The organism is Clostridium sp. (assembly GCF_021443865.1).
Classification (GTDB): domain Bacteria; phylum Bacillota; class Clostridia; order Clostridiales; family Clostridiaceae; genus Clostridium.
This window is the reverse complement of record NZ_JABUTB010000015.1, coordinates 125,716-148,690: the sequence shown is the minus strand read 5'-3', so window position 1 is coordinate 148,690 and position 22,975 is coordinate 125,716. Positions and strand designations below refer to the sequence as shown.

The 22,975-nt window shown below is 27.3% G+C and carries 27 protein-coding genes; 2 read left to right on the top strand and 25 right to left on the bottom strand.

Annotated features, from left to right (window positions below; genetic code table 11):
- Positions 1–90 precede the first annotated feature (90 nt).
- The 19 genes from HUJ77_RS04505 to HUJ77_RS04415 form a co-directional block, all read right to left on the bottom strand.
- On the bottom strand, positions 91–483 hold the full coding sequence (locus tag HUJ77_RS04505) for a CPBP family intramembrane glutamic endopeptidase (RefSeq protein ID WP_291707381.1): 393 nt from the start codon (positions 481–483) through the stop codon (positions 91–93).
- Positions 484–1,054: 571 nt separating this feature from the next.
- On the bottom strand, positions 1,055–1,381 hold the full coding sequence (gene hisE / locus HUJ77_RS04500; protein ID WP_291707380.1) for a phosphoribosyl-ATP diphosphatase: 327 nt from the start codon (positions 1,379–1,381) through the stop codon (positions 1,055–1,057).
- A 10-nt stretch (positions 1,382–1,391) separates the two neighbouring features.
- Entirely contained in the window at positions 1,392–1,724 is a 333-nt protein-coding gene (hisI, locus tag HUJ77_RS04495) for a phosphoribosyl-AMP cyclohydrolase (RefSeq protein WP_291707391.1), read from the bottom strand.
- Positions 1,721–2,479 (bottom strand): imidazole glycerol phosphate synthase subunit HisF, encoded by a 759-nt coding sequence (gene hisF, locus HUJ77_RS04490; RefSeq protein ID WP_291707379.1) that lies wholly within the window; start codon positions 2,477–2,479, stop codon positions 1,721–1,723. Before hisF ends, hisI begins: the two co-directional genes overlap by 4 nt.
- An 8-nt stretch (positions 2,480–2,487) precedes the next feature.
- A complete protein-coding gene (gene hisA, locus HUJ77_RS04485) occupies positions 2,488–3,201 on the bottom strand; it encodes a 1-(5-phosphoribosyl)-5-[(5-phosphoribosylamino)methylideneamino]imidazole-4-carboxamide isomerase (protein ID WP_291707378.1) in 714 nt (237 codons plus the stop codon).
- On the bottom strand, positions 3,198–3,812 hold the full coding sequence (hisH, locus tag HUJ77_RS04480) for an imidazole glycerol phosphate synthase subunit HisH (RefSeq protein WP_291707377.1): 615 nt from the start codon (positions 3,810–3,812) through the stop codon (positions 3,198–3,200). Before hisH ends, hisA begins: the two co-directional genes overlap by 4 nt.
- Positions 3,813–3,827: 15 nt before the next feature.
- On the bottom strand, positions 3,828–4,421 hold the full coding sequence (gene hisB / locus HUJ77_RS04475; protein ID WP_291707376.1) for an imidazoleglycerol-phosphate dehydratase HisB: 594 nt from the start codon (positions 4,419–4,421) through the stop codon (positions 3,828–3,830).
- A gap of 10 nt (positions 4,422–4,431) precedes the next feature.
- Positions 4,432–5,481, bottom strand: coding sequence for a histidinol-phosphate transaminase (hisC, locus tag HUJ77_RS04470; protein ID WP_291707375.1), 1,050 nt, complete (start codon positions 5,479–5,481; stop codon positions 4,432–4,434).
- The gene (gene hisD, locus HUJ77_RS04465; RefSeq protein WP_291707374.1) at positions 5,474–6,760 is read right to left on the bottom strand and encodes a histidinol dehydrogenase; all 1,287 of its coding nucleotides are present in this window, start codon (positions 6,758–6,760) and stop codon (positions 5,474–5,476) included. The genes hisC and hisD overlap by 8 nt, the downstream gene beginning before the upstream one ends.
- Positions 6,761–6,772: 12 nt before the next feature.
- On the bottom strand, positions 6,773–7,405 hold the full coding sequence (gene hisG / locus HUJ77_RS04460; RefSeq protein WP_291707373.1) for an ATP phosphoribosyltransferase: 633 nt from the start codon (positions 7,403–7,405) through the stop codon (positions 6,773–6,775).
- On the bottom strand, positions 7,395–8,537 hold the full coding sequence (gene hisZ, locus HUJ77_RS04455; protein WP_291707372.1) for an ATP phosphoribosyltransferase regulatory subunit: 1,143 nt from the start codon (positions 8,535–8,537) through the stop codon (positions 7,395–7,397). The genes hisG and hisZ overlap by 11 nt, the downstream gene beginning before the upstream one ends.
- A 136-nt stretch (positions 8,538–8,673) precedes the next feature.
- A complete protein-coding gene (locus tag HUJ77_RS04450; RefSeq protein WP_291707371.1) occupies positions 8,674–9,177 on the bottom strand; it encodes a GNAT family N-acetyltransferase in 504 nt (167 codons plus the stop codon).
- 34 nt (positions 9,178–9,211) lie between these two features.
- On the bottom strand, positions 9,212–9,676 hold the full coding sequence (locus HUJ77_RS04445) for a GNAT family N-acetyltransferase (protein WP_291707370.1): 465 nt from the start codon (positions 9,674–9,676) through the stop codon (positions 9,212–9,214).
- Between the two features lie 81 nt (positions 9,677–9,757).
- Positions 9,758–10,558, bottom strand: a complete 801-nt coding sequence (locus HUJ77_RS04440) for a YhfC family intramembrane metalloprotease (protein WP_291707369.1) — start codon at positions 10,556–10,558, stop codon at positions 9,758–9,760.
- 30 nt (positions 10,559–10,588) lie between these two features.
- Positions 10,589–11,653, bottom strand: coding sequence for a DUF5808 domain-containing protein (locus HUJ77_RS04435; RefSeq protein WP_291707368.1), 1,065 nt, complete (start codon positions 11,651–11,653; stop codon positions 10,589–10,591).
- Positions 11,654–11,671: 18 nt separating this feature from the next.
- Positions 11,672–12,802 (bottom strand): DUF5808 domain-containing protein, encoded by a 1,131-nt coding sequence (locus tag HUJ77_RS04430; protein ID WP_291707367.1) that lies wholly within the window; start codon positions 12,800–12,802, stop codon positions 11,672–11,674.
- Between the two features lie 9 nt (positions 12,803–12,811).
- Positions 12,812–13,192: a GntR family transcriptional regulator gene (locus HUJ77_RS04425; protein WP_291707366.1), complete on the bottom strand. Its 381-nt coding sequence runs from the start codon at positions 13,190–13,192 to the stop codon at positions 12,812–12,814.
- 208 nt (positions 13,193–13,400) lie between these two features.
- Positions 13,401–14,999: an ABC transporter permease gene (locus HUJ77_RS04420; RefSeq protein WP_291707365.1), complete on the bottom strand. Its 1,599-nt coding sequence runs from the start codon at positions 14,997–14,999 to the stop codon at positions 13,401–13,403.
- Complete coding sequence (locus tag HUJ77_RS04415) at positions 14,992–15,705, bottom strand: ABC transporter ATP-binding protein (protein ID WP_291707364.1); 714 nt, start codon at positions 15,703–15,705, stop codon at positions 14,992–14,994. Before HUJ77_RS04415 ends, HUJ77_RS04420 begins: the two co-directional genes overlap by 8 nt.
- A 207-nt stretch (positions 15,706–15,912) precedes the next feature.
- On the opposite strand from HUJ77_RS04415, the gene HUJ77_RS04410 reads away from it, so the two are divergent.
- Both HUJ77_RS04410 and HUJ77_RS04405 read left to right on the top strand, forming a co-directional pair.
- The gene (locus HUJ77_RS04410; protein WP_291707363.1) at positions 15,913–16,539 is read left to right on the top strand and encodes an ECF transporter S component; all 627 of its coding nucleotides are present in this window, start codon (positions 15,913–15,915) and stop codon (positions 16,537–16,539) included.
- A 262-nt stretch (positions 16,540–16,801) separates the two neighbouring features.
- Positions 16,802–16,990, top strand: a complete 189-nt coding sequence (locus tag HUJ77_RS04405; protein ID WP_291707362.1) for an alpha/beta-type small acid-soluble spore protein — start codon at positions 16,802–16,804, stop codon at positions 16,988–16,990.
- Between the two features lie 63 nt (positions 16,991–17,053).
- On the opposite strand, the gene HUJ77_RS04400 is transcribed toward HUJ77_RS04405, so the two are convergent.
- The 6 genes from HUJ77_RS04400 to HUJ77_RS04375 form a co-directional block, all read right to left on the bottom strand.
- A complete protein-coding gene (locus HUJ77_RS04400; RefSeq protein ID WP_291707361.1) occupies positions 17,054–17,704 on the bottom strand; it encodes an FctA domain-containing protein in 651 nt (216 codons plus the stop codon).
- A 14-nt stretch (positions 17,705–17,718) separates the two neighbouring features.
- Positions 17,719–18,465 (bottom strand): class B sortase, encoded by a 747-nt coding sequence (srtB, locus tag HUJ77_RS04395; protein WP_366032769.1) that lies wholly within the window; start codon positions 18,463–18,465, stop codon positions 17,719–17,721.
- Between the two features lie 121 nt (positions 18,466–18,586).
- Positions 18,587–19,603 (bottom strand): DUF5979 domain-containing protein, encoded by a 1,017-nt coding sequence (locus HUJ77_RS04390; RefSeq protein WP_291707359.1) that lies wholly within the window; start codon positions 19,601–19,603, stop codon positions 18,587–18,589.
- A gap of 86 nt (positions 19,604–19,689) precedes the next feature.
- Complete coding sequence (lepB, locus tag HUJ77_RS04385) at positions 19,690–20,244, bottom strand: signal peptidase I (RefSeq protein ID WP_291707358.1); 555 nt, start codon at positions 20,242–20,244, stop codon at positions 19,690–19,692.
- A 2-nt stretch (positions 20,245–20,246) separates the two neighbouring features.
- Positions 20,247–20,534: a hypothetical protein gene (locus HUJ77_RS04380; RefSeq protein ID WP_291707357.1), complete on the bottom strand. Its 288-nt coding sequence runs from the start codon at positions 20,532–20,534 to the stop codon at positions 20,247–20,249.
- Positions 20,535–20,545: 11 nt separating this feature from the next.
- Positions 20,546–22,489, bottom strand: a complete 1,944-nt coding sequence (locus HUJ77_RS04375; RefSeq protein WP_291707356.1) for a hypothetical protein — start codon at positions 22,487–22,489, stop codon at positions 20,546–20,548.
- Between the last annotated feature and the right edge of the window lie 486 nt (positions 22,490–22,975).

The following is a 22,975-nucleotide window of genomic DNA, read 5'->3' as shown; positions in this document are numbered from 1 at the left end:
TAAAATGTAGAATTATTGATGTAATTCCAAAGGAATTACTAAAAAGATATATATTTTAGTTTATTTAATAAAAGTAAAATCCAATGAGCATTAATCATTGGCTTCATTTCTTTTATTTTTATAAAACAACATTACTCCCCCTAAAATAATAAGAATTATACCTATTATTGTAAAGTGTAATATATTCTTACCAGGTGATAGTACTCCACTTTTTTGAAAAAAATAAGCTAGCAAATTATTAGTCACATGAAAAATTATTGGGTAAATAATGTTTTTCTTTTTATAATAAATATATCCTGTAACTATAAATGCTGGAAATATAAATATGGAAGCTACTGAAAAATGTCCAATTGAAAAACATAAAGAACTCAATATAATTCCCCATTTATAATTTGAATACTTTTCAAATAAATTTAAGGCAATACCGCGATATAATACTTCCTCACAAATAGGGCCAATTAAACATGCCAAAGCTACATACATAATAGAACTATTTAATTTATTTATAACTTCTCCTGAAATATTTAATGCATTATTAGAATTCTCATAAAAGAAAGGAATATAAAACTGTATAGTATTAAATAAAAAGAAACCTACTGATAATATAATAGTAATTAATAAATAATCTAAATCATCTTTTTTTAAACTTATCTTCTTTTTATTAAAGCAAATATTATTATTCTATTTTGTGTATATCTAATTTCAATAAATGCACTCTTCACGAATAAATTAAAATTTACTGTATTAAACCATTTATAAGCTATCAAAATTTAATAATACTCATAATTCTCTATTCACTATAATTAAACTTATATAAAAAAGGTACCATTTCGTAACTCTGCTTACTAAATAGTACCTCTTTAAATTCCAAATAAAACTTCATTCTTTCATTAATATTTAAAATTCTAATTTTAAATAAAACCTTCATTTTTTAATTCTTTCATTTTTTTCATTACTTATTCTATTCTTTCATAACTCAGCTCGCCTGAGTTATCTCCTTAATTATGCATTATCAATTACGCATTGTGCATTATTTACGTGCATTGTTAATTATTTATAGTTTCTCTATTTCTTTTCTTTCTCCCTTTAAATTGTTTATTTTACTTCTTCTCTTAGTTAGTTCTTCTTCTACCTCTTCTAGGGATATACCTGACTCCACCATTAATACTAATAAATGATAAATTAAATCACCAATTTCTAATACTTTTTCTTCTTTACTATTATTTTTAGCACTAATAATAACTTCTGTAGCTTCTTCTCCAAACTTCTTTAGGATTTTATCTATTCCTTTATTAAATAAATAGCTTGTATAAGAATTTTCATCTCTATTATCTTTTCTATCCTTTATAACATCGTAAAGTTCTAATATAATACTGTTCATTTTCTCCTCCTTATAATAACTTATTAAAGAAACAACTTCTTTCACCTGTATGGCAAGCTACTCCCTTTTGATTAACTAAAATTAAAAAGGTATCTAAATCACAGTCTAAATATAGTTCTTTCACTTCTTGAAAGTTTCCAGAGGTAGCACCTTTATTCCAAAGCTCATTTCTACTTCTGCTATAAAACCAAGTAGTTTTATCTTCTAAGGTCTTTTTTAGACTTTCCTTTGACATATATGCAAGCATTAATACTTCCTTAGTTTTATAATCTTGAACAATGGCAGGAAGTAATCCATTTCCCTTATTAAAATCTATTAATTCAATATCAAAATCCATAATTATAACCTAACCTCTATATTATTTTTTCTAAGATATTCTTTAACTTCCCTTACTTTTAAATTACCATAATGAAATAAAGAAGCTGCTAGTGCTGCATCAGCCTGTCCTTCTATAAATACCTCTTTAAAATCCTCAATTTTCCCACAGCCACCAGAAGCAATTACTGGAATATCTACTATAGTGCTAACCCTCTTTGTAACCTCAATATCAAAGCCATTTTTCGTACCATCAGCATCCATTGAAGTTAATAATATTTCTCCTGCCCCTAATTTATAGGCTTCCTCTATCCATTTAAATAAATCTATTCCTGTATCCACTCTTCCACCATTTATGTAAACTGTCCAATTATCTTTATCTTTTTTCTTTGCATCAACAGCTAAAACCATACATTGGTTTCCAAAGTAGTAAGCTCCCTCTTCAATTAATTTAGGATTTCTAATAGCTGCAGAATTTAAACTTATTTTATCTGCTCCAGCCCTTAATATTTCACTAATTTCTTCAATAGTACTTATACCACCGCCTACAGTAAAAGGAATAAATATTTTTTCTGATACCCTTTCAACCACATCTATTATTGTCTTTCTTTTTTCATGAGTTGCAGTTATATCTAAAAATACTAATTCATCAGCTCCTTGCTTATAGTATTCCTCTGCTAAATCTACTGGATCACCAACTTCCTTTAGCCCTACAAAATTAATTCCCTTAACTACCCTTCCATCTTTAACATCAAGACAAGGAATAATTCTTTTAGTATGCATTTAATCACCTACTTACATAGATTTATAGCTTCTTTTAAATCTATAGTTTTTGAATAAATAGCTTTACCAACTATACATCCATAAACATCTAGAGCTTTTAAAGCTATAATATCATTAATATCTTTAACTCCCCCAGAAGCTGTTACATCAATTTTAGTAGCTTTACTTACATCCTTTATTATGCCTACATTACTTCCTGCTAAAGTGCCATCTTTACTTATATCCGTAACAATAATATTTTTTACACCTATTGCTTCCATATCCTTTATTAAGTCCATATAATGAACATCACTTTTATCTATCCAACCTTTTGTGCAAATATAGCCATCTTTAAAGTCTACAGCCACAGCAATTTTATCTCCAAAGTCTTTTACTACTTTTTCTAATAAATCTCTATTTTCTATAGCAACAGTACCAAGTATAACCCTTGCTACTCCCCCCTCTATTAAAGCTTTAATATCATCATAATTTCTTATTCCTCCACCAACTTCAATATCTATATTTAAAGTTTTCACTACTTCTAATATGATTTCTTTATTAACTAATCTTCCAACTTTAGCTCCATCTAAGTCCACTAAGTGAATTAAATCCGCACCGCTATTTACAAAATATTTTGCTAAGTCTAATACATCTTCTCCTATATAATCTGTTTTATTATAATCACCTTGAAATAATCTAACTGCTTTTCCATTAATAATATCAATAGCTGGAATTACCTTCACTTTATCATCTCCCCAAATTTTTTTAATAAATTAAGCCCTACTTCTCCACTTTTTTCTGGATGAAATTGCATTCCTATTATATTATCTCTTTTAACTATCCCTGGAATCTTAACTCCACCATAATCAGAATAGGCAATAAGATTTTCTTCATTATAATCACATGCCATAAAACTATGCACATAGTACAGGAAATTATCCCCATATATTCCACTAATAACATCATCATTGTTGTTAATAAATATTTTATTCCATCCCATATGTGGAATTTTCACCTTTTCCTTTGGCTTAATTTTTCTTATATTACCTTTAATAAGTCCTAATCCCCTACATCTTTCTCCTTCAAAACCTTCTTCAAATAATATTTGCATTCCTAAGCATATTCCAAGAATTATTTTCCCATCCTTAGCTAAATCCCTTATAAATATATCTAAATTATCATTTTTCAGATTATCCATAGCTTGCTTAAAGGCACCAACTCCTGGTAATATAATTGCCTTTGAAGCTTTTATTACTTCTTTATTCTTAGTAATAATTGATGGAATACCTAAAAAATCTAAAGCATTTTTTACACTTTTTAAATTTCCCATTCCATAATCAATAATAGCAATCATAACATCACATCCTTGCTAAATATTTAATGAGCCCTTTGTAGACATTACAATTTCTCTATCTTCATTATAAGAAATTGCCTCTTTTAAAGCCCTTCCGTAAGCCTTAAACATAGATTCTATTTTGTGATGATCATTTTCTCCATATAAAATCCTAAGGTGTAATGTAGCTTTAGAATTCATAGCCACAGCTCTGAAAAATTCCTTAGTCATTTCTGTTGAAAAACTACCTATTTGTTCTCTTTTAAAATCACCCTCAAAATGTAAAAAGCTGCGACCACTTAAATCTAATATTGCCTGACATAAGGCTTCATCCATAGGCAGAAAAGAATTTCCATATCTATTTATTCCTTTTTTTTCACCTAAAGCTTCCTCTATTGCCTTTCCTAAAGAAATTCCTATATCTTCAACTAAATGATGATCACAAACCTCAATATCTCCTTCTGCTACTAAATCTATATTTATAGAACTATGAAAAGAAAACAATGTAAGCATATGATTTAAAAAGCCTATAGGTGTTTTTATATTGCTTGTCCCATCACCGTCTAGGTTTATTTTTAAGGAAATATTAGTTTCTTTTGTTATTCTATTTATACTAGCTATTCTATCCATAGAAACCTCCTTATAATAAAATCTTTTTTATTGCTTCTAAAAGCTTTGAATTTTCTTCTTCTAAGCCAATAGTTATTCTAAAGCTATCATCTTGAAAATATCTTATATTTATATCTTCCTTTTCTAAAATTTCAATTAGCTTATCTTTAATTGTAGTTTTGCCATATATAAAATTCCCTTTAGAAGGGTAAAACTTAATTTTACATTCCTTATATTTATTAAAAATTTCCTCTTCTATTTCTTTTAATGCCTTATATAAACTTTCTCTTTCAGAAATAATAATTTCTAAATTATATAGTAATTCCTTACTGTTCTTTAAATAACTTATTGCTACTTCTTGAGATAAAGAATTAATATTGTAAGGAGTTTTATACTTTAAAAGTTCTTCTATAAGCCCTTCATTTCCTATTAAAAATCCGATTCTTAAAGCGGCTAATCCCCATGCCTTTGATAAAGTTCTTGTTACAAGTAAATTCTTATATTCATTTATAAGTGAAATAACAGATTCTCCATAAAATTCATAATAAGCTTCATCTACTAAAATAATCTTATCCTTAAAGGTATCAAGGATTTTTCTTATATCCTTAATAGTGAATCCATAACCTGTTGGATTATTAGGATTAGAAAATAATATAAGCTTAACATCATCTACTAGTGCTAAATTTATAAAATCATCTACATTAAAGCCCTTATCTAAATCAAGATTGTACTTAATAACTTCCCCCTGATTTATATTTGTATAAAAGTCATACATTCCAAAATCTGTACTTAGGGTTAGTATCTTATCTCCTTTAGATATAACTTTACTTATAACTAAGTTCAGCATTTCATCTGAACCATTACCTGCAATTATATTTTCTTTTTTAACTTCTACATATTTGCTATAAGCTTCTCTTAAAGCATCACTATTACTATCTGGATACCTATTTAACTCAATATTTTTTAAAATATATTGCAAGGCATTAAGCTTCTCCCCTTTTAATTCAACTGGACTTTCATTACTATTTAATCTTATTTTATTATTATTATTTTTTGAATAAACACCTATATCTTTAATCATCTTCTAACCTCACCTTTATAGAATTTCCATGAGCTGTTAGACCTTCCTTTTCAGCCAAAAGTATTATTTTATCTCCAGCCAGGCTTAATGCCTCTTTTGAATAATGTAGGTATGAGCTTTTCTTAATAAAGCTATCTACACCTAATGGTGATGAAAATCTTGCTGTACCATTAGTAGGCAAAACATGATTTGGTCCTGCATAATAATCTCCTAATGGTTCTGGAGAATAATATCCTAAAAATATTGATCCTGCATTCTTTACTAAGCCTAGATATTCCATTGGATTTTCTACCATTAACTCTAAGTGTTCTGGGGCAATTTCATTTGATATTTTTATGCCTTCATTAATATCTTTGCAGATAATACATAAACCATAGTTATTTAAAGATTCCTCTATTATTTCTCTTCTTGTTAATGTACTTATTTGTTTATTAACTTCTTTTAAGACCTCTTCATATTTTTTATAAGAAGTAGTTACTAAAATAGATGATGCCAACCTATCATGTTCAGCTTGAGACATTAAATCTGCTGCAATATATTTGCTACTTGCATTTTCATCTGCCACTATTAGTATTTCGCTAGGTCCTGCAATCATATCTATATCTACATCACCAAAGACTAACTTTTTAGCTGTGGCTACATATATATTTCCTGGTCCAACTATCTTATCTACATTTTTTATACTTTCTGTTCCATAGGCTAAAGCTGCTATTCCCTGTGCTCCACCAACTTTATAAATTTCATCAACACCTGATAATTTTGCAGCAACTAATATATAAGGATTTATCTTTCCTTCTAAATTAGGTGGGGTAATCATTGCAATTTCTTTCACTCCTGCTACCTTTGCAGGTATTATATTCATTAAAACTGATGATGGATAAGCTGCTGTTCCGCCTGGTACATAAACTCCTATTCTCTCTAAAGGTAATATTATCTGCCCCATAAATATTCCTAATTCCTTATTAATTGAATAGCCATCTCTAACTTGTTTTTTATGATATTCTTCAATATTTCTAATAGAAGCATTAATAGCAGTGATAAATTCCTCTTGAACTTCATTAAAAGCCTCTTCTATTTCATTTTTAGAAACCTTAAGTTCTTTTATATCAACCTTGTCATATAGTTTTGTATAATATTTTAGAGACTTATCCCTACCTTTTTTTACTTCTTTTAAAATGTTATTAACGATATTTAAAACATCGCTCTCTTCTTCTCTACCTTTTATTTTTTCTAAAATATCTTCTTTTCTATCCTTTGATAAATCAAATACCTTCAACATAGCCCTTCCCCTTTATTTATTGCTTAGTACTTCTTTTACACTTTCTAAAATAAAGTCAATTTCCTTTTTCTTAAGCTTAAAGCTAGCTTTATTTACTATTAATCTAGCACTAATATCTTTTATTTCTCTTAGTACTACTAGACCATTTTCCTTTAATGTAGTTCCAGTCTCCATAATATCTACAATCCCATCACATAGCTTAAGAATTGGTGCTAGTTCTACTGAACCTTCTATTTTAACAATTTCTACATCTATGTTATTTTCTTTAAAATAATCTTTAGCTACCTTAGGATACTTTGTTCCAATTTTTATATGCCCCTTCATTTTAAACAAGTCTTTGTCAGGTAGAGCTGCAACTATAAATTTGCATTTACCTACTCCTAAATCCATAAGCTCATAACAATTATTATTTTTTTCTAGCAATGAATCTAGTCCTACTATTCCAACATCTGCTACTCCATGTTCCACATAGGTTATACAATCATTGGATTTCACTAAAAAATAATTAATATCATATTTAGTATCTTCAAAAACTAATTTACGCCCCTTATCTTTTAAATTATCAACACCAAATCCTGCAGCTTCGAATATATTAATAGCTTCCTTTTCCAATCTACCTTTTGTTAGTGCAATACTAATCCCCATAACATTCCTCCCTTAAAAGTTTTATTCCCTTTTCTTCATTTGAAGGGATTAATTCAACTACAAAGCCTTCATTTCTAAGTCTAATACTTTCTTTAATAGCTTCTATTTCTTTATCTTTACTAAAGAGAATTTTAAACTTAATTTTTTTATCAAAATTCATTGTTAATATATTGGCTAGTTCATCTACATTAATAGAAAAACCTATAGCATTAAAACCCTTTTTAGCTGATTTTATTAAGTTATCATATCTTCCACCACTTAAAACAACACTACCAGATCCCTTAATAAAGCCCCTAAAAATTATTCCGGTGTAGTAATTTACCCTTGCTGTTATACCTAAATCAAAGGTTATATATTCTTTGTAGCCTAAAGCTTCTAATCTATAAGCTAAGTTTTCTAAAGTTTTTATACTTTCTAGCATATTGTTATTAAAGGATATTTCCTTATAATCATTAAGAACTTCTATTCCTTCACCGAATATTAATGGTAATTTATAAAAGGTGTCTTTTATTTTATCCTCTAAATTTAATCCTTCTAAAAATACTTTTAGTTCTTGGAGCTTTTTATTTTCAATTAATTCTGATAACAAAATCTTTTCTTCATTAGATATGTCTAAATCTTCTATAGCAGCTTTAAAAAAGTTAGCTTCCCCAATTTCTATCTTAAAATTATTAGCTCCTACTTTTTTCAATGCTTCAATGGCAATTATTAATACTTCTAAATCTGAAAAGTTTTTTTCCTTTGTAATTAGCTCAATACCGCATTCAGTATATTCATTTCTTTTTCCACTAAAGTCTTCAAAAACTCTAAATATATTTGAAGTATATCTTAACTTTATACTTTCATTTATATCCTTAAACCTTGTAGAAACTAATCTTACTATTGGAATTGTCATATCAGGTCTCAATGCTAATATTCTTCCCTTTGAATCAAAAAACTTATAAATTTTTTCTTCTCTTAATCCTGAATACTCATATCTAAAGCTGTCATAAAATTCTATACTTGGTGTAATGACCTCTTTATATCCCCAAGAAATAAAAATACTATTAATTGTATTTATAATCTTATTTCTTTTAATACAATCCTCATTAGTTAAATCTCTTGTACCATCAGGAATAACATTTTTATTCATAGCTCCTCCTTTATCACTTTATCACTTTAAAGTATTACAACTATAATACACCTTGATTTTTTACCTGTCAATTATTATCAGAAAATTTAGCAAATTAATAATTGCATATGAAAAAAAGAGCTGTCATAACAGCTCCTTACTCAATTTCATTTAATCTATTTATTTCTTTTTCAGTTAATCTATATATAGTCCATTCATCCATAGGTGTAGCCCCTAAAGATTTGTAAAATTTAATTGATGGCTCATTCCAATTAAGGCATGACCACTCCATTCTTTTACATCCTTCTTCCTTGGCCTTTTTAACAAGGAATTTAAAAACTTCCTTTCCTATACCTTTTCCTCTAACTTCTTTTTTAATAAAAATATCTTCTAAGTATAATCCACTTTTGCCAATAAAAGTTGAGAAATTATAAAAATATAAAGCATACCCTACAGCTTTGCCATCTTGCTCTATAATTACTGCTTCAGCTCTTTTATTCTTAAATATAGATTCTCTTAGGCTTTCTTCAGTAGCCACTACTTGATCTGACATTTTTTCATACTCTGCAATTTCTTTAATTAGAGATAATATAAAGCTACAATCCTCTTCATTTGTTTCTCTAATCCTTAAATTTTCTATATTTGTATCATAATATTTCATAAACAACCTCTCTTAATTACTAGAAACACATATTTTAAGCTATATTTCTAACCATTGCTAAATCACATCTTTTACATACTTCTTCCTTTAGCTCTTCGAATCCATATTTTTTATATAATTTTGTTGCTTTATATAAAAGAGAATTGGTTTGCAAAGTTATTCTTTTGTAACCTAATGTTCTTGCAATTTTAAAGGAATTTTCTATCATTATATTTCCAAGCCCCATACCTTGAAATTCCTTCTTCAGATACATTTTCCTAAGTTCACATGTTTCTGTATCTATTCTGTAGATTCCATAGCTTCCTATTATATTACCATTAAATTCTATAACTTCGAAATCCCCATGATTCTCCATATAGTATTTAGGTATATTAGTAACATCTAAGTCTTCTCCTGCTGGATTCAATTCTAATCCATAAGGTTCTAAAACTTCCTTTATTAAATTTAAAACTCCTAATTCATCTCCGGCTCTTGCCTTTCTAATAATTAAACTCTTCATACTTAGCCCCCTTTAGTTTAATGCATAATGCATAATTATTTTGCATAATTTTAACATATTAACATTATTATAAAGGTTTTTTTAAATAAATTCATCATTATTAGGGATTTTTTTTATTAACTTTTTAAAAGTTATGAATGCTAACGTTATTGCAATTATAAATGTTATGAATTCTATTATATAAACATTGCTTATAACACCTGCTTGGTAAAGTGCTGCTGGAAAGTTTATAAATGCGTGAATTACTATTGCTAAAATAAAGTAAATATACTTTCTTTCTTTTACAGCATAAAAAACTATTATAGATAAAGAAACATGAATAATTATAGCTATTAGTCTTTCTATTCCTGGGATTAGCCATAAAATTGAACTACTATTTACAAAATGCTCATAGGTTGTACTAATTACTTCCTCTGAAACTAAAGCCTTCTCCATTGTTGATTGAAAACCACCATTATTAATAAGAAGGGAGTAAGCAATAGCATTTAAGCTACTAACTCCTCCAATTAATATAGCTTCTATTCCTCCATGTCCAACTCCATATGTCACTGCTGTTATATCATTTCTATCTTTTATTAAATACTTAAAGGATATTAATCTTGCTGTTTCCTCAAAAATCCCTGCCATTAATCCACCATAAACCATATATGCCACTGGATTACCTAGTAAAAACGCCGAAGTATTTACATTAATGTTTAAAAAGTAATTGTGGATAGGAGCTTCTAAAATTTGAACAGCAATAAAGAAAGCTAACATCCCTATAAAGAAAACTTTTAAGCTTACTTTATGCTTAACCTTTAAATAGATAATTCCCCCAATAGGTAATCCTAAAGATAAAATTAAACTAATTCCCATAAAAATAATTGATAAATTATTGACCATAATAAAACCCTCCTTTTCTCATAAAAGTTATTAAATAAATGCCATAAAAATACTAAATAATATAAGTAAAAGTAATAATATTAAAGAAAATTTATTAGCAAAATTAATTGTATATCCAAGTCCTACCCTTTTTTCAATGATAAAAGCTGGGTCCTTTTTGTTATAATAAAACATTCCAAGTATCCATTTACTATCATCATCATTGTAAACTTCTTCTTGGTTATCATTTTTCTTGTTATCTCTTTCCTTTATTCCCATTGTAATAAATACTAATAAGAAAATAACCATACTAATTGATATAAATGAATTTATATGTGAAATTAACTTTTCAGAATAAAAATCATAAATAATCCCAAATTGAATTACTGAATAAAGAATAAGAATCTCTAACTCATTTATTAAAAAAAATAATGATATTAATCTTCTTATTTTTTTCTTATATGTAATTGTACTTTCAATATTTGTACTATTTAAATCTACTCTTGATCTTAAGCTTATCTTTGCTAAAAAATACATAAATAAGCACATTATTATTCCTATTAAAGGAAACCTATATATATTAGAAAAGATTGAATCTATTAATTCATTTCTTCTTATATAAGTTAATAATATCATACTTATTGGTATAATAATTGGTATTAGAAACATCCACTCTTTTAATGGTTTATACCTTTCGTCTTTCTTTGGCTTTCTTAAGGTGGTATCTACTATTACGACATTATTGCCCTTATAATTCCAATTATTATTTTCTTTAATTTTTTTAAGTTTTATATTGTGTACAGAATAAATTATCCCATGTATTATTATAGATAGGATGGTAGTAACCCCTAATATTATAGATACTATATCTTCACTACTATTTCTATTTATAAATAAAACTATATTAAAAAGAACTATAAGTATCAAAAAGGATACTAAAACAGTTCTTTTATATTCCTTTTCTAAATCTTTAAGTTCTTTCATTTCTATAAATCTTTTAGGAATACGAACTCCAAAATATATCCCATTATTAGAAAAACTATTTAAATAATATGATAATACCCCTAGAGATATAATTGTAATATTAAAACCTATAATATATTCTATATTATTCATAAGAACACCTCCTACAATTTATACTCCCATTACTATTAAATATATAAATGATACTATAACTAAAATAAGAGGTAATATCATTATTATCAATCCAATTGGATTCCCTAAATTAACATCCCAACCAATACCTACTCTTTTCTCTATAAAGATGCTTGGATCTTTTTTGTTATAATAAAAATTACCTAAGAGCCAATTCTTATCATCGTCTCTATATATTTCTTTATCTTCTTTTTTAATTTTTATATTTTTTCCACCTTGTCCTATTTTATAACTAATTACTGAAAATATAATTGTAGTTAAGAAAATTACAGGTAAGAAAATTATATTTATAAATTTTACATTCCATGAAAAAATGGTGCTGAATTGAATAAAGGTAAACATAATTGAAATTTCTAAAGTTAATATAAATAATAAAATAGAATTAATTCTTTTAAAGGTTTTTCTTTGTTCCTTTATTTCCTCTAAAGTTCCACTATTTATTTCAACCTTACCATTTATAGCAAATTTATTAACTAATGCTAAGAATATTATCATTCCTGTTTGAGTTAATACTGGTAATATAGCTAAATAGAAAAAGCCTATAAATCCTTCCTTATTTACAAAACTATCTGCTATTCCCTCTGCATTATAATGAATAGGAAAAGGATTTGGAACATTTTTGTATACTATAAGAGTTACTATAAATGTTATTAACGGGAATAATAATACCATCATAAAAGCCTTAGTTTTTATTACCACATTATCTTCTATGCTCTTTGGCTTTCTAATAGAAGTATCAACAAAGACTACATTTTTCCCAAGTTTATGCCATCCCTTTTCTTCTTTTAATTTCATTGTTTTCTTCCAATATATAATCACTGGAATATTACAAACTATTATTAGAAGAAAAGTTAGTAATACAAATGTAGATACTTTCCAATTAAAAAGAACTATTATATTAATTATAAGAATTAATGGTAAAATGAAAACCAAATAATTTCTCTTATATTCTTTCTCTAACTTTAATATATCTTCATCTTTTTCATATTCCTTTGGAACTCTAACTCCAAATATTATTCCGTTATTAGAAAATTTATTTACAAGAAAAGTTGAAAAAAACAAAATTAGACTTGTAATAATGGTACAACTTATAATTATTATCTTTTCCATAGCCCACACCTACTTTTCATCAAATTCTAAGAATACTTTTTCTATGTAATCCTTAATTTCATCTTTATTAATTCCTCTATTAAAGCATTGAGCCATATAATAATATAAGTTATCCTTTAAATCTTCTTCAAATCTTTCTCTAGATGAATTTAAATTTAAAGAAACTACTGCACCTTTTCTTCTATCAATTCTTATATAGCCTTCTTCTTTTAGTATATTATATGCCTTATTCACAGTATGCATGTTTACACCTATATCCTCTGCTAAAGCTCTTACAGATGGTAGTTCCTCTTCTATGTCAATCTCGCCTTTAGCTATCCCCTCAATAACTTGATTTTTTATCTGAATATAAATTGGAACTTCTGAATCGAAGTTTATTCTCAAAATCATTAAATCACCCCTTTTCTAATGCATAATTTATAATGCATAATGCATAATTGTGGAAATAATTCAGAATGAATTTATTCCTTTAATTCTTTCATTTTTTCATGCCAATTTTGCTTCGGCAAAGAGGCTTTTCATTATTTCATTTTACAAAACTCCGAAGGAGTTTTCACCTTAATTATGCATTACGCATTGTGCATTATTAATTATATTTCTATAGTTTGTTAAATAGTTTTACAGCAGTGGTATTTAAGATAATTACTGAAGCTGCTAATACTATTAATTCATAAATTAAAGTTCCTAATAATAATAAATTTATAGTTTGTATCTTAGCATAAATAAATGTTAAGACTGGGATTGCTACTATAACTGCTGAAATTAACATTTGGATAAGTACACTTGCACCTTGTTTAACTACAGCTGTTTCTGAAACCCAATTAAATTTAGGAAATAATAAATTTATTATAACTCCTAATATTGGAACAATTAAAGAAAATATACCTGATATAACTATAAGCCAAATAAATTGAATAGCTGATAGCTTTAATGAAAAGGCAAAAATTATATCTGCAATTAATAAAGCTGGTAGAATTAAAATTAAATTTAAGGCTATTTTAGCTTTAAATATTACTATTGGCTTTATTGGACTTGATTTTAATATCCATAAATTTTTTCCTTCTAATGATATTGATGAGTTTGTTGTACAAGATAATACTAAAATACAACATACAACAACTATAACGAAAACTGGTATAATTTCTTTTACAATCTCTACTTCAAGAATAGTGGCAAGGACTTCATCCCCCATAAATATAGTAGCTATTGACATTCCAAGCAATAATATTGGACCAATAATTGTGTTAATTACATATATAGGTGAAGCAAAATATCTTTTTATTTCCTTTTTTATTAATGCTGTTAATTGTGTAGAGCCTTTCAACTCTTTCATTTTATAATTAGATTTTTTATAACTTTCTTGTAATCTTGAAGTTATACTCTTAAAGCTTTTACTAAATACTAATATGAATAAAGTAAATACTAATACTGACAATATAACAAATAATAAAATATCTATAAAGCTATTATTTGCTAAACCTCTTACCGCTAAAATTGCTGGAGGATATATTTTTAATATTCCTTCACTTATAGATTTACTATTAGCAATAAAGGAATTTATAAGTTCATTTGATTTAAAGGAACCTATTAATAATAAAAATACAACTGCCAAGGTTCCTAGAATAATCACTAAATTTTTATATCTCATTCTTGAGGATATATAGCTTATTCCAAAGGCTATTATTGAAGAAACTACTATAGGAATAAGTGGTAGTGTTAAATATACTAATATTAAATTTAAAAAGAATACTAGTGATACATTGCTATATTTAAAGTATATAATTGCAGATGGCAATAAAACAAATAGAGAAAAGAAATAATTAACTACAAGTAATTCTGTGATTTTTGATATTAAAATATCACTTTTCTTAATTGGTAAACTCATTAACAAATCATAATCTTTAAAAGAAAATAATACCCCTTGAGCTTTATATATTGATGTAAAAAGTATCATTGCTGAAGTTACTATAAATCCTACAACTAAAAGAATATCTAATAATCCAAATTGTTGTAATCCCTTAGCTAAAAGGCTAAAATATAATACTGACATAGCTAAAAGTGTAATCATAGTAAACCCAATTGTTGCAGCTAAGAGAATAGCTTTATTTCTTTCTACTTTTGATTTCTCTTTAGTAAATTTATTTATACCCATAGAGGATATAAAATTTATTTTTAAAAGACTTACTAATTTACTCATTATCTATCAACTCCATAAATATATCTTCTAATGAACTATTTCCCTTTACTTCATCCATCTTACCTTGTGAAACTATAACTCCATCCTTAATTATGGCTACTTTATCACAAATCTTTTCTGCAACTTCTAATACATGAGTTGAAAAGAATATTGATACTCCTTTACCACATAAGGACTTCATTTCTTCTTTTAATGTATGTGATGCCTTTGGATCTAACCCGACAAAAGGCTCATCTAGAATTAGTAGCTTTGGTTTATGAATTAAAGCTGAAATAATAGCTAACTTTTGCTTCATTCCATGAGAATATGAGGATATTAAATCACCTAAGAAATTTGTTATCTCAAATTTATCAGCATAATACTTGATTAAATTTTCTCTATCACTTTTTGAAACATTAAAAATATCTGAAATAAAATTTAAATATTGAATTCCAGTTAATGATTCATAAATATCTGGATTATCTGGTATATATGCTATATTGCTTTTACATTTCATAGGATCTTTCTTTATAGATACTCCATCAATTAATATATCACCTTCTTCAAACTCTAATATTCCAACTACAGATTTTATGGTTGTAGTTTTTCCTGCTCCGTTGTGACCAATGAAAGCAAATATCTCACCATCATTTACCTTAAGAGAAATATTATTTACAGCTTTTTTCCCATTTTTATATGCTTTTGAATAGTTTTTTATTTCTAACATACTAACACCTCTCATTATTATATCTGTTATATATAATATATAACAGATATAATAAAAATTCAATATTTTCTTAATATTTTCTACTTTACACCTTTCTTGTATATGGTAAAATTATAAGAGTCGGTATTCTTTGAAACCGAACTTTGCAAAAATTTATTTTTTGCCGAATTATATCCTTGTATAAGGAATAAGAACGGAGGAGTTAATATGTTAAACACTAGAGGGGTGGGGAAATCTCACGAAAACGTTAGGAAGATGGTAATAATAGCAATGTTATCCGGTATCTCTTTGTTTCTAGGATTAACAGGGCTTGGTTTTATACCTTTACCACTTTTTAAACTAACAATTTTACATTTACCAGTAATAATTGGAGCTATAATTGAAGGACCAATAGTTGGAGGCTCTATAGGTTTAATTTTTGGTTTATTCTCAATTTATCAAAATATAACAGCTCCAACACCAATGTCACCATTTTTTTATAACCCATTAGTATCTGTAGTTCCTAGAGTTCTAATTGGTGTTATATCTTATTATATTTTTAAACTTATAAAAAATAAGGTTAAAAATGTTAAAATATCAATTACTATTGCTGCAATTTGTGGCTCTTTAGTAAATACAATTGGTGTGCTTGGTACTATTTACTTAATTTACTTTAAAGATTATGCTCAAATCCTTATGGATAAGGGTACTATCTTATCAAATTCAGTAAGTGCAGTTTCAACCGCTCTGTTAACTGTAATAGCCACTAATGGACTTGCTGAAGCTATTTTGTCAGCTTTACTTGTAACTCCAATAGTAATAGCAATATTTAAAATGCAAAAGAAAAGTTTTTAAAAAATATTAACATAAGAATTAGATTTTATAGAGCTGTATCACTTAAATAAGTGTACAGCTCTTTTTAAATAAAAAAACTACTTAAATATTTTTTAATTAGAAATTATCCATTATTAGGATAGTTTGTACTATTTTTATGCTCAACAAGAATTCACTTCCTTTATTGTAATTAATTTTATAGTTTATAGAAATTATTATTACATAACATAATAGTACAAAGTCATTAAAAAGCTTTGTATTAACTTTTAAGGAGGAATTTATTATGGCAAGTAGTACAAAATTAGTTCCAGAAGCAAAACAAGGATTATCTAAATTCAGAAATGAAGTAGCTAATGAAATGGGAGTACCATTCTCAGACTACAATGGAGATCTTTCTTCTAAACAATGCGGTAGCGTTGGCGGAGAAATGGTTAAAAGAATGGTAGAACAATACGAATCAAAACTTAAATAAAAGTTAATAAAAAAAGCAGTAGTTATGATATTACATAGCTACTGCCTTTTATTTACTATCAATTTAATTCTTCTCACTTTTTTTATTTGCAGATAATATTATATAAAGTATTCCTATTGCTCCAATAGAACTTAATATAACCCAGAAAATTATATTAGATTGATCCCCAGTATTTACAGGTTTCTCTTGAACTATATCTGTTATAGACATAACATCTTCTTTTATAGGAGTAATTGTTTTGTAAATATTATGAAATTTTGCTTCATCTAACTTTTCTGATTCATTATCCTTATAAAGAACTGAAGTAGCTTCTAAGCCCTCACCATTTTCTTTATTAGTTACGTAAACTATAAGATTATAAATACTATTATCATAAGTGCAATCTGCATTCTTTCCTTCCTCTTGCCAAATTGTATAGTTATATACTCCTACATTTGAGAAAATAATTTCAGGGAAGGAAGTTGTCTCTTCACCAGCTAAAGTCATACTATAAACTTCATTTATAGTATCCTCCGGCATTGGATTCTTTATATTATCTGCTTTTAGATTAAATGTAAACTTCTCTGCTTCAGTAGGTAATGTACCCTCTAAAGAAACAGAAAGTTTTACTTTTGTTATTGGTAATTCTTCCGCCATAGCAGGCAGAGTTACTATCACAAAATACATTACTACCATAAGCAAAGTAATTATTACATTTTTTACATTTCTCCTCATCCTCACCATCCCTCCTATTCTGCTGACTTGTGTTCTTCCATCACAGCCAGAACAATGGTTCTTGCATTAGTAAATTCACTAGAGCAAGTAGTTAATGCTAAAATTTGCTTATCCTCATTATTTTTAGCCTCTTCAAAGGTATCTTTATGAATATAAATTGCATGTTTCTCTACATAATTATGTAAGCTATTTATATCAGCATTTCTTTGTACTCTTTCATATATCATATCTTCTGAAGCAGATTCTAGTAGATAAGCATATATTTTTAAATCATATCCTCTATCAGGTAAAATTAAAGTGCCTGTTTTATTCTCTTTAAAGAATTTTTCTTCCTTATATAAGTCAAGATCACCAAACATATTATGTTGAGCCATATGATGACCATATAACAAACTATATTTATCAGTAAAATGTTCATCACAACGAGAATCTTCATATATACTTCCAGCTAATGAAAAATCACCATAAACATCAGTATTAATATAAGTAAGATTAGTTTCACCATGAACCACTGGATAATCTATATGAGTTCCATCTAGTGTAATCCAAGCACAAACATCTTTATTTATTGCTAATAGCTTTTGGAAAGAAGCTAATCTATCCTTTGCACTATCAATTTCTGGTTTTAAATCTATCATATCATCTTGAACATTTTTTGCTTCTGCATAAATATGTTGATTATCCCAAAGAGCATAAACAGAGTAAATACCTGCAATAGAAAATAACATTACTACAATAAAAGTTATAAGGGCATTTGACACCCTGAGAAATAACCTAGAAAACCTCATTGTGCCACACTCCTTAATATTTCTTAAGATAAATAGGTATGAAGGACTTAATTGCCCTTCAAACCTATATAATATTAATAATTAATTTTTCAAATTATCTATTACTGTTTGCAGTGCGTCTCTTTACAAATAAAACTCCCATTCCAACTGCAACAACACCTAAGATAACAATGTAAGGTAGGTTGTCCACTATTACTCCTGTATCAACTTCTTTACCCTTATTATTTGTAATTGTAACTGTATCTTCAGCTGTATCTACTGTCTTATCATCATCAGAATAAGTGTATTCTGCTGCATCATATCCATCACCAGTATAATCTGATTCTGTTACTGTATAAGTAACTCCATATGGAATATTATTAATAGTAATTGTATCATCATGTTTTATTTCTAATTCATTATCACCTATTGATAATACTTTAGCTTCTGTATATTTACCACCAGTTGCAGTAATAGTACTCTTAACATCCTTACCTTCTGGAGCTGTTAATTTAACATTAACTTTAAAGTAACGATCTGTTTCACCCATATTACCAGTAACTTCTTTAGAAATTGCTAAGCTACCTGCAGAGTACTTATTAGTAATACCTTCTGTCTTACTTCCATTTTCAGTTTTATAGTGTAAAGCTGTTACTCTAACTTTTTCACCATTTTGTTCAATAACAGTAACCTTTAAGAAAAGTGAATTCCCATCATAAGTAACACCTGCAGTATTTTTAGGAGTTTCTTTTATCTCATAAGTAAATATTCCCACATGATTATAAGTTGGTAAATTTATAGTAGCTGTTTTTTTACATCCTACAAAAGTAACCTCATTTTCAGTAGTACTTTCTGAATTAGCATCACCTTTTCCAAAAGTAATTGAATAATTATTTGGAGTAATCATTGGCATAGTATCCTTTGTATATTGCGAATCAGTTACGCCAACCTTGGTGATTGTAAAATCAAAAGTTTCCGCTGGACTAACTCCATCATTTACTAATTCATAGATTTTAGCAATTGGTATACTTGGTTCATCTGTATATACCTGTGGTGTATCATCTGCAAAGGTAACAGTGCTCACTCCTAAAGCCATAATTAATGATAAAATAAAACTAAATAACTTTTTCATAATTTCTTCCTCCCCAATTTATATTTTATTATTTATCTTAATCCCTCTTATAATTAAAGATAAAACATACAATTTAATTAATAAATTTATAATCCTCTTCTTCTAAGGATTGTAATTATTTTACCTTTAATATCTTTAACAGATATTGATCCAAAGTCTCTACTATCTTCTGTTTGTGTACGATAGTCTCCTAATACAAATACACAATTCTCTGGAACCCTAAATGGATACTCTAAGTCTGTTTCTTCTTTAATATATGTAGGATACATAATTTCTCCATCTTGAACTGTTCCATTTACAGTTACCTTTCCATTATCATTTATGTTTACTACATCATTTTCCAAAGCAAGAATACGTCCAATATAAGTTGAGTCATTGTATTTGTATTCTATAACATCATTTTTCAAATACTTATTTTGCATTCTAAATCCAATTATTAAATCACCATCTTTTACAGCAGGAAACATTCCATTCCCAGTAACTTGTTTGATTAAAAAGAATTGAGAAAACACTATATATAAAATAATTATTAATAAGACTATCCTAATAATTAAACTACGATATCCAAGTTTGATATATAAATTATTTTTTCGATTTCTAATTGCTTCTTCTATGCTTGTCTCTATAATCCTGTTAGTCATTGCTATTTCCCCTCCATAGAGATAGCATTAATATTGGAATCACTAATTTCTCTATGCATAATACCATGTTCTTCAAGAAGGGCATCATATCTTTCTCTTTCAGCAACAAGAGCAATATTATACATATCATTTAATTCAGTAATCTTTTTCCACACATCTTCTTCACTTACTCCACCAAGAAGCTGTTTTTTAAACTTCACCTTTTTTATCCATTGAATAATATTCTGTTGCTGGAAATTAAGCACTTCAATATTTTTATTATAAGAAGCTTTGTCAATTACTTTTTCCATATGTGCCCCCCTTAAATGTCATTTATTTTTCTTTTCTTATTAATGAAGAATGCTCCTATACCAATTATTACAATTGCTAGAATTGAAATATAAGGTAAAGAATCTAACATAATGCCAGTATCTATAATTACATCTTTTTTATTAGTTACAGTTATTTCAATATTATTTCCATAATCTTTATTTAGATCAATACTACAACCACTAGCATTTATAATATCTTCATTATTTATTTTTATTGTAACGTTATATCCTTCTGGATCTATTTCTGATAATGCAAAAGTTCCATCATTAGGAAGATTAATATAGTATTCTCCATTATTTCCTAATACGAATTCATAATTTTTACTATACTCTGTATTTGTATTATTAATTCTATTAACTGTTGCATTAAATCCAAAGGTATCTTCAGGATCACTCATATTACCAGTTATTATTTTTTTTACAGTAACCTTATTAGCATTAATATCCACATCAGCTGTATCTGATTTTGGAAGAACAGATTTACTTTCCATAGTAGCTGTATTAACAATTTTTCCTGCTACTGCAGCATCATTTACCAAAGCAGTTATAGTATAAGTTTTGCTTGATGGGTTATCATTACTTCCTTTTGGTAAAGTAACACCTTCTTCTAATGTAACAGTTCCTTCACTAACGGATGGTGTAATAGCATTTCCATTTATCTTTGTTATAGTTAATCCTTGAGGAACATCGTCTATTACATTAATTCCTGAAAGTGCAATTTCACTTTTATTATAAATAGTTATTGTATATGTTATTTCATCTCCTATTGTTGCAGATGTAGGCCTTGCTGTTTTCTCTATATAATATTCAATATTAATTTTTATTCCTGCATTATTTATATCCCAAGCATGTCCATCTCCACCAGTCTTAGTATCAATAGTTAATGTAAATTGAAAATCATCACCAACAACACTATTAAAATCCCCCAGCTTTATTACGATGAAACCATACCCATTGTTATACTCAATGTTATCTCCTGGAACACTAATTATAATCTTAGATTCCTTAATTCTTTCTAAGAATTTAATATCAATTTCACTATCTCCATTTAAATAGATATGATCTATAGCTTGCATATTTCCACTTTTCAAAACTTGCATTAATAAATATGAATTTCCATCAGAATTTACAAAAACTCCAAGTGAATTATAGTGTCCATTTGTACTAATGAAGTTTGCTTCAAAGAAATTTTCTGCTGTATAACTTACTGTATTTACATTAGCATAGGCTTGAATTCCACTTTCTTTTACTTGAAGAATAGGAGAACTTTGCTTTGATGCTTCAGTATTAGTAATTAAATTGTTATTTTCATTCTTAATAACTTCATTTTCCTTAGTATTACTAACAGTATTAGAATTTAAGATTTCCTTAGTATTATTAACATCATCTGTACTAACATTCTGACTTTCATCAGTATTATTAATAATTAAATTCTCATTATTATCAGTATTTACTTTTTCAGTATTACCTGTCTTCTGATTAATACTATCAATTTCTATTTTCTCATCACTGAGCTTTTCAGTTTCAAGTTTTTCATCATTCAACTTTTCATCACTGAATTTCTCATCATTCGGCTTTTCAGTATCAAGTTTTTCAGAATCTAGCTTTTCATCATTAAGCTTTTCATTATTAAGCTTTTCATCACTGATATTTTCCACATTCAGATTTTTATCATCAATAATCTTAGAATCTAAATCCTCATTGCAGGTTATATTTTGATTTTCATCTTCACAAGTATCAGAAGTTAAAATTTCTTTATTGTCAGACTCTTCTTCTAAGTTTTCTACAGAAATTACCTCCTCTAGGCCCTCCGCTTTTGCAGCAATTACATTTATAGGTGATACTATGCAACTTAGAAGTAAGGATACTATAAGTGATACAGCTAGCCATCTTGTAGTATTTTTCTTTGGATTCATACCACGCCTAGTATTCATAAATTATACCTCCTTTCCTATGAATTCTCTCTGTATTTTTTTGAATATTCTGAATTATTTAAATGCAAATAAATCATATCACACACCATCATTGCTATTGTCAAATAAAAACTATGGTTATAATATGTATATTTTTTAATATACTTACAGAGATTTTATTGTGTTTTAAAATCAATGTATTGTAAGTAAATCTACTTTTTTCTTGTTAAATTGAATCACTTGCTTTATTGATTTCTATCACTATTTTTACTAAATTACAACACTTATGTATCCAATAGTCAATATACTAGCCCCTATTATTGTATACTTTTAATATAAATAATATATATTATTTATATATATTTGCTACTCATTTTGTGTTTATTTGTCATAAAAAACACAAAAAAGAAGTCCTTCAACTTGAAAGACTTCTTTTAAAATTCATTTTTTATGGAGCGAAAGACGGGACTCGAACCCGCAACATTCACCTTGGCAAGGTGACGCTCT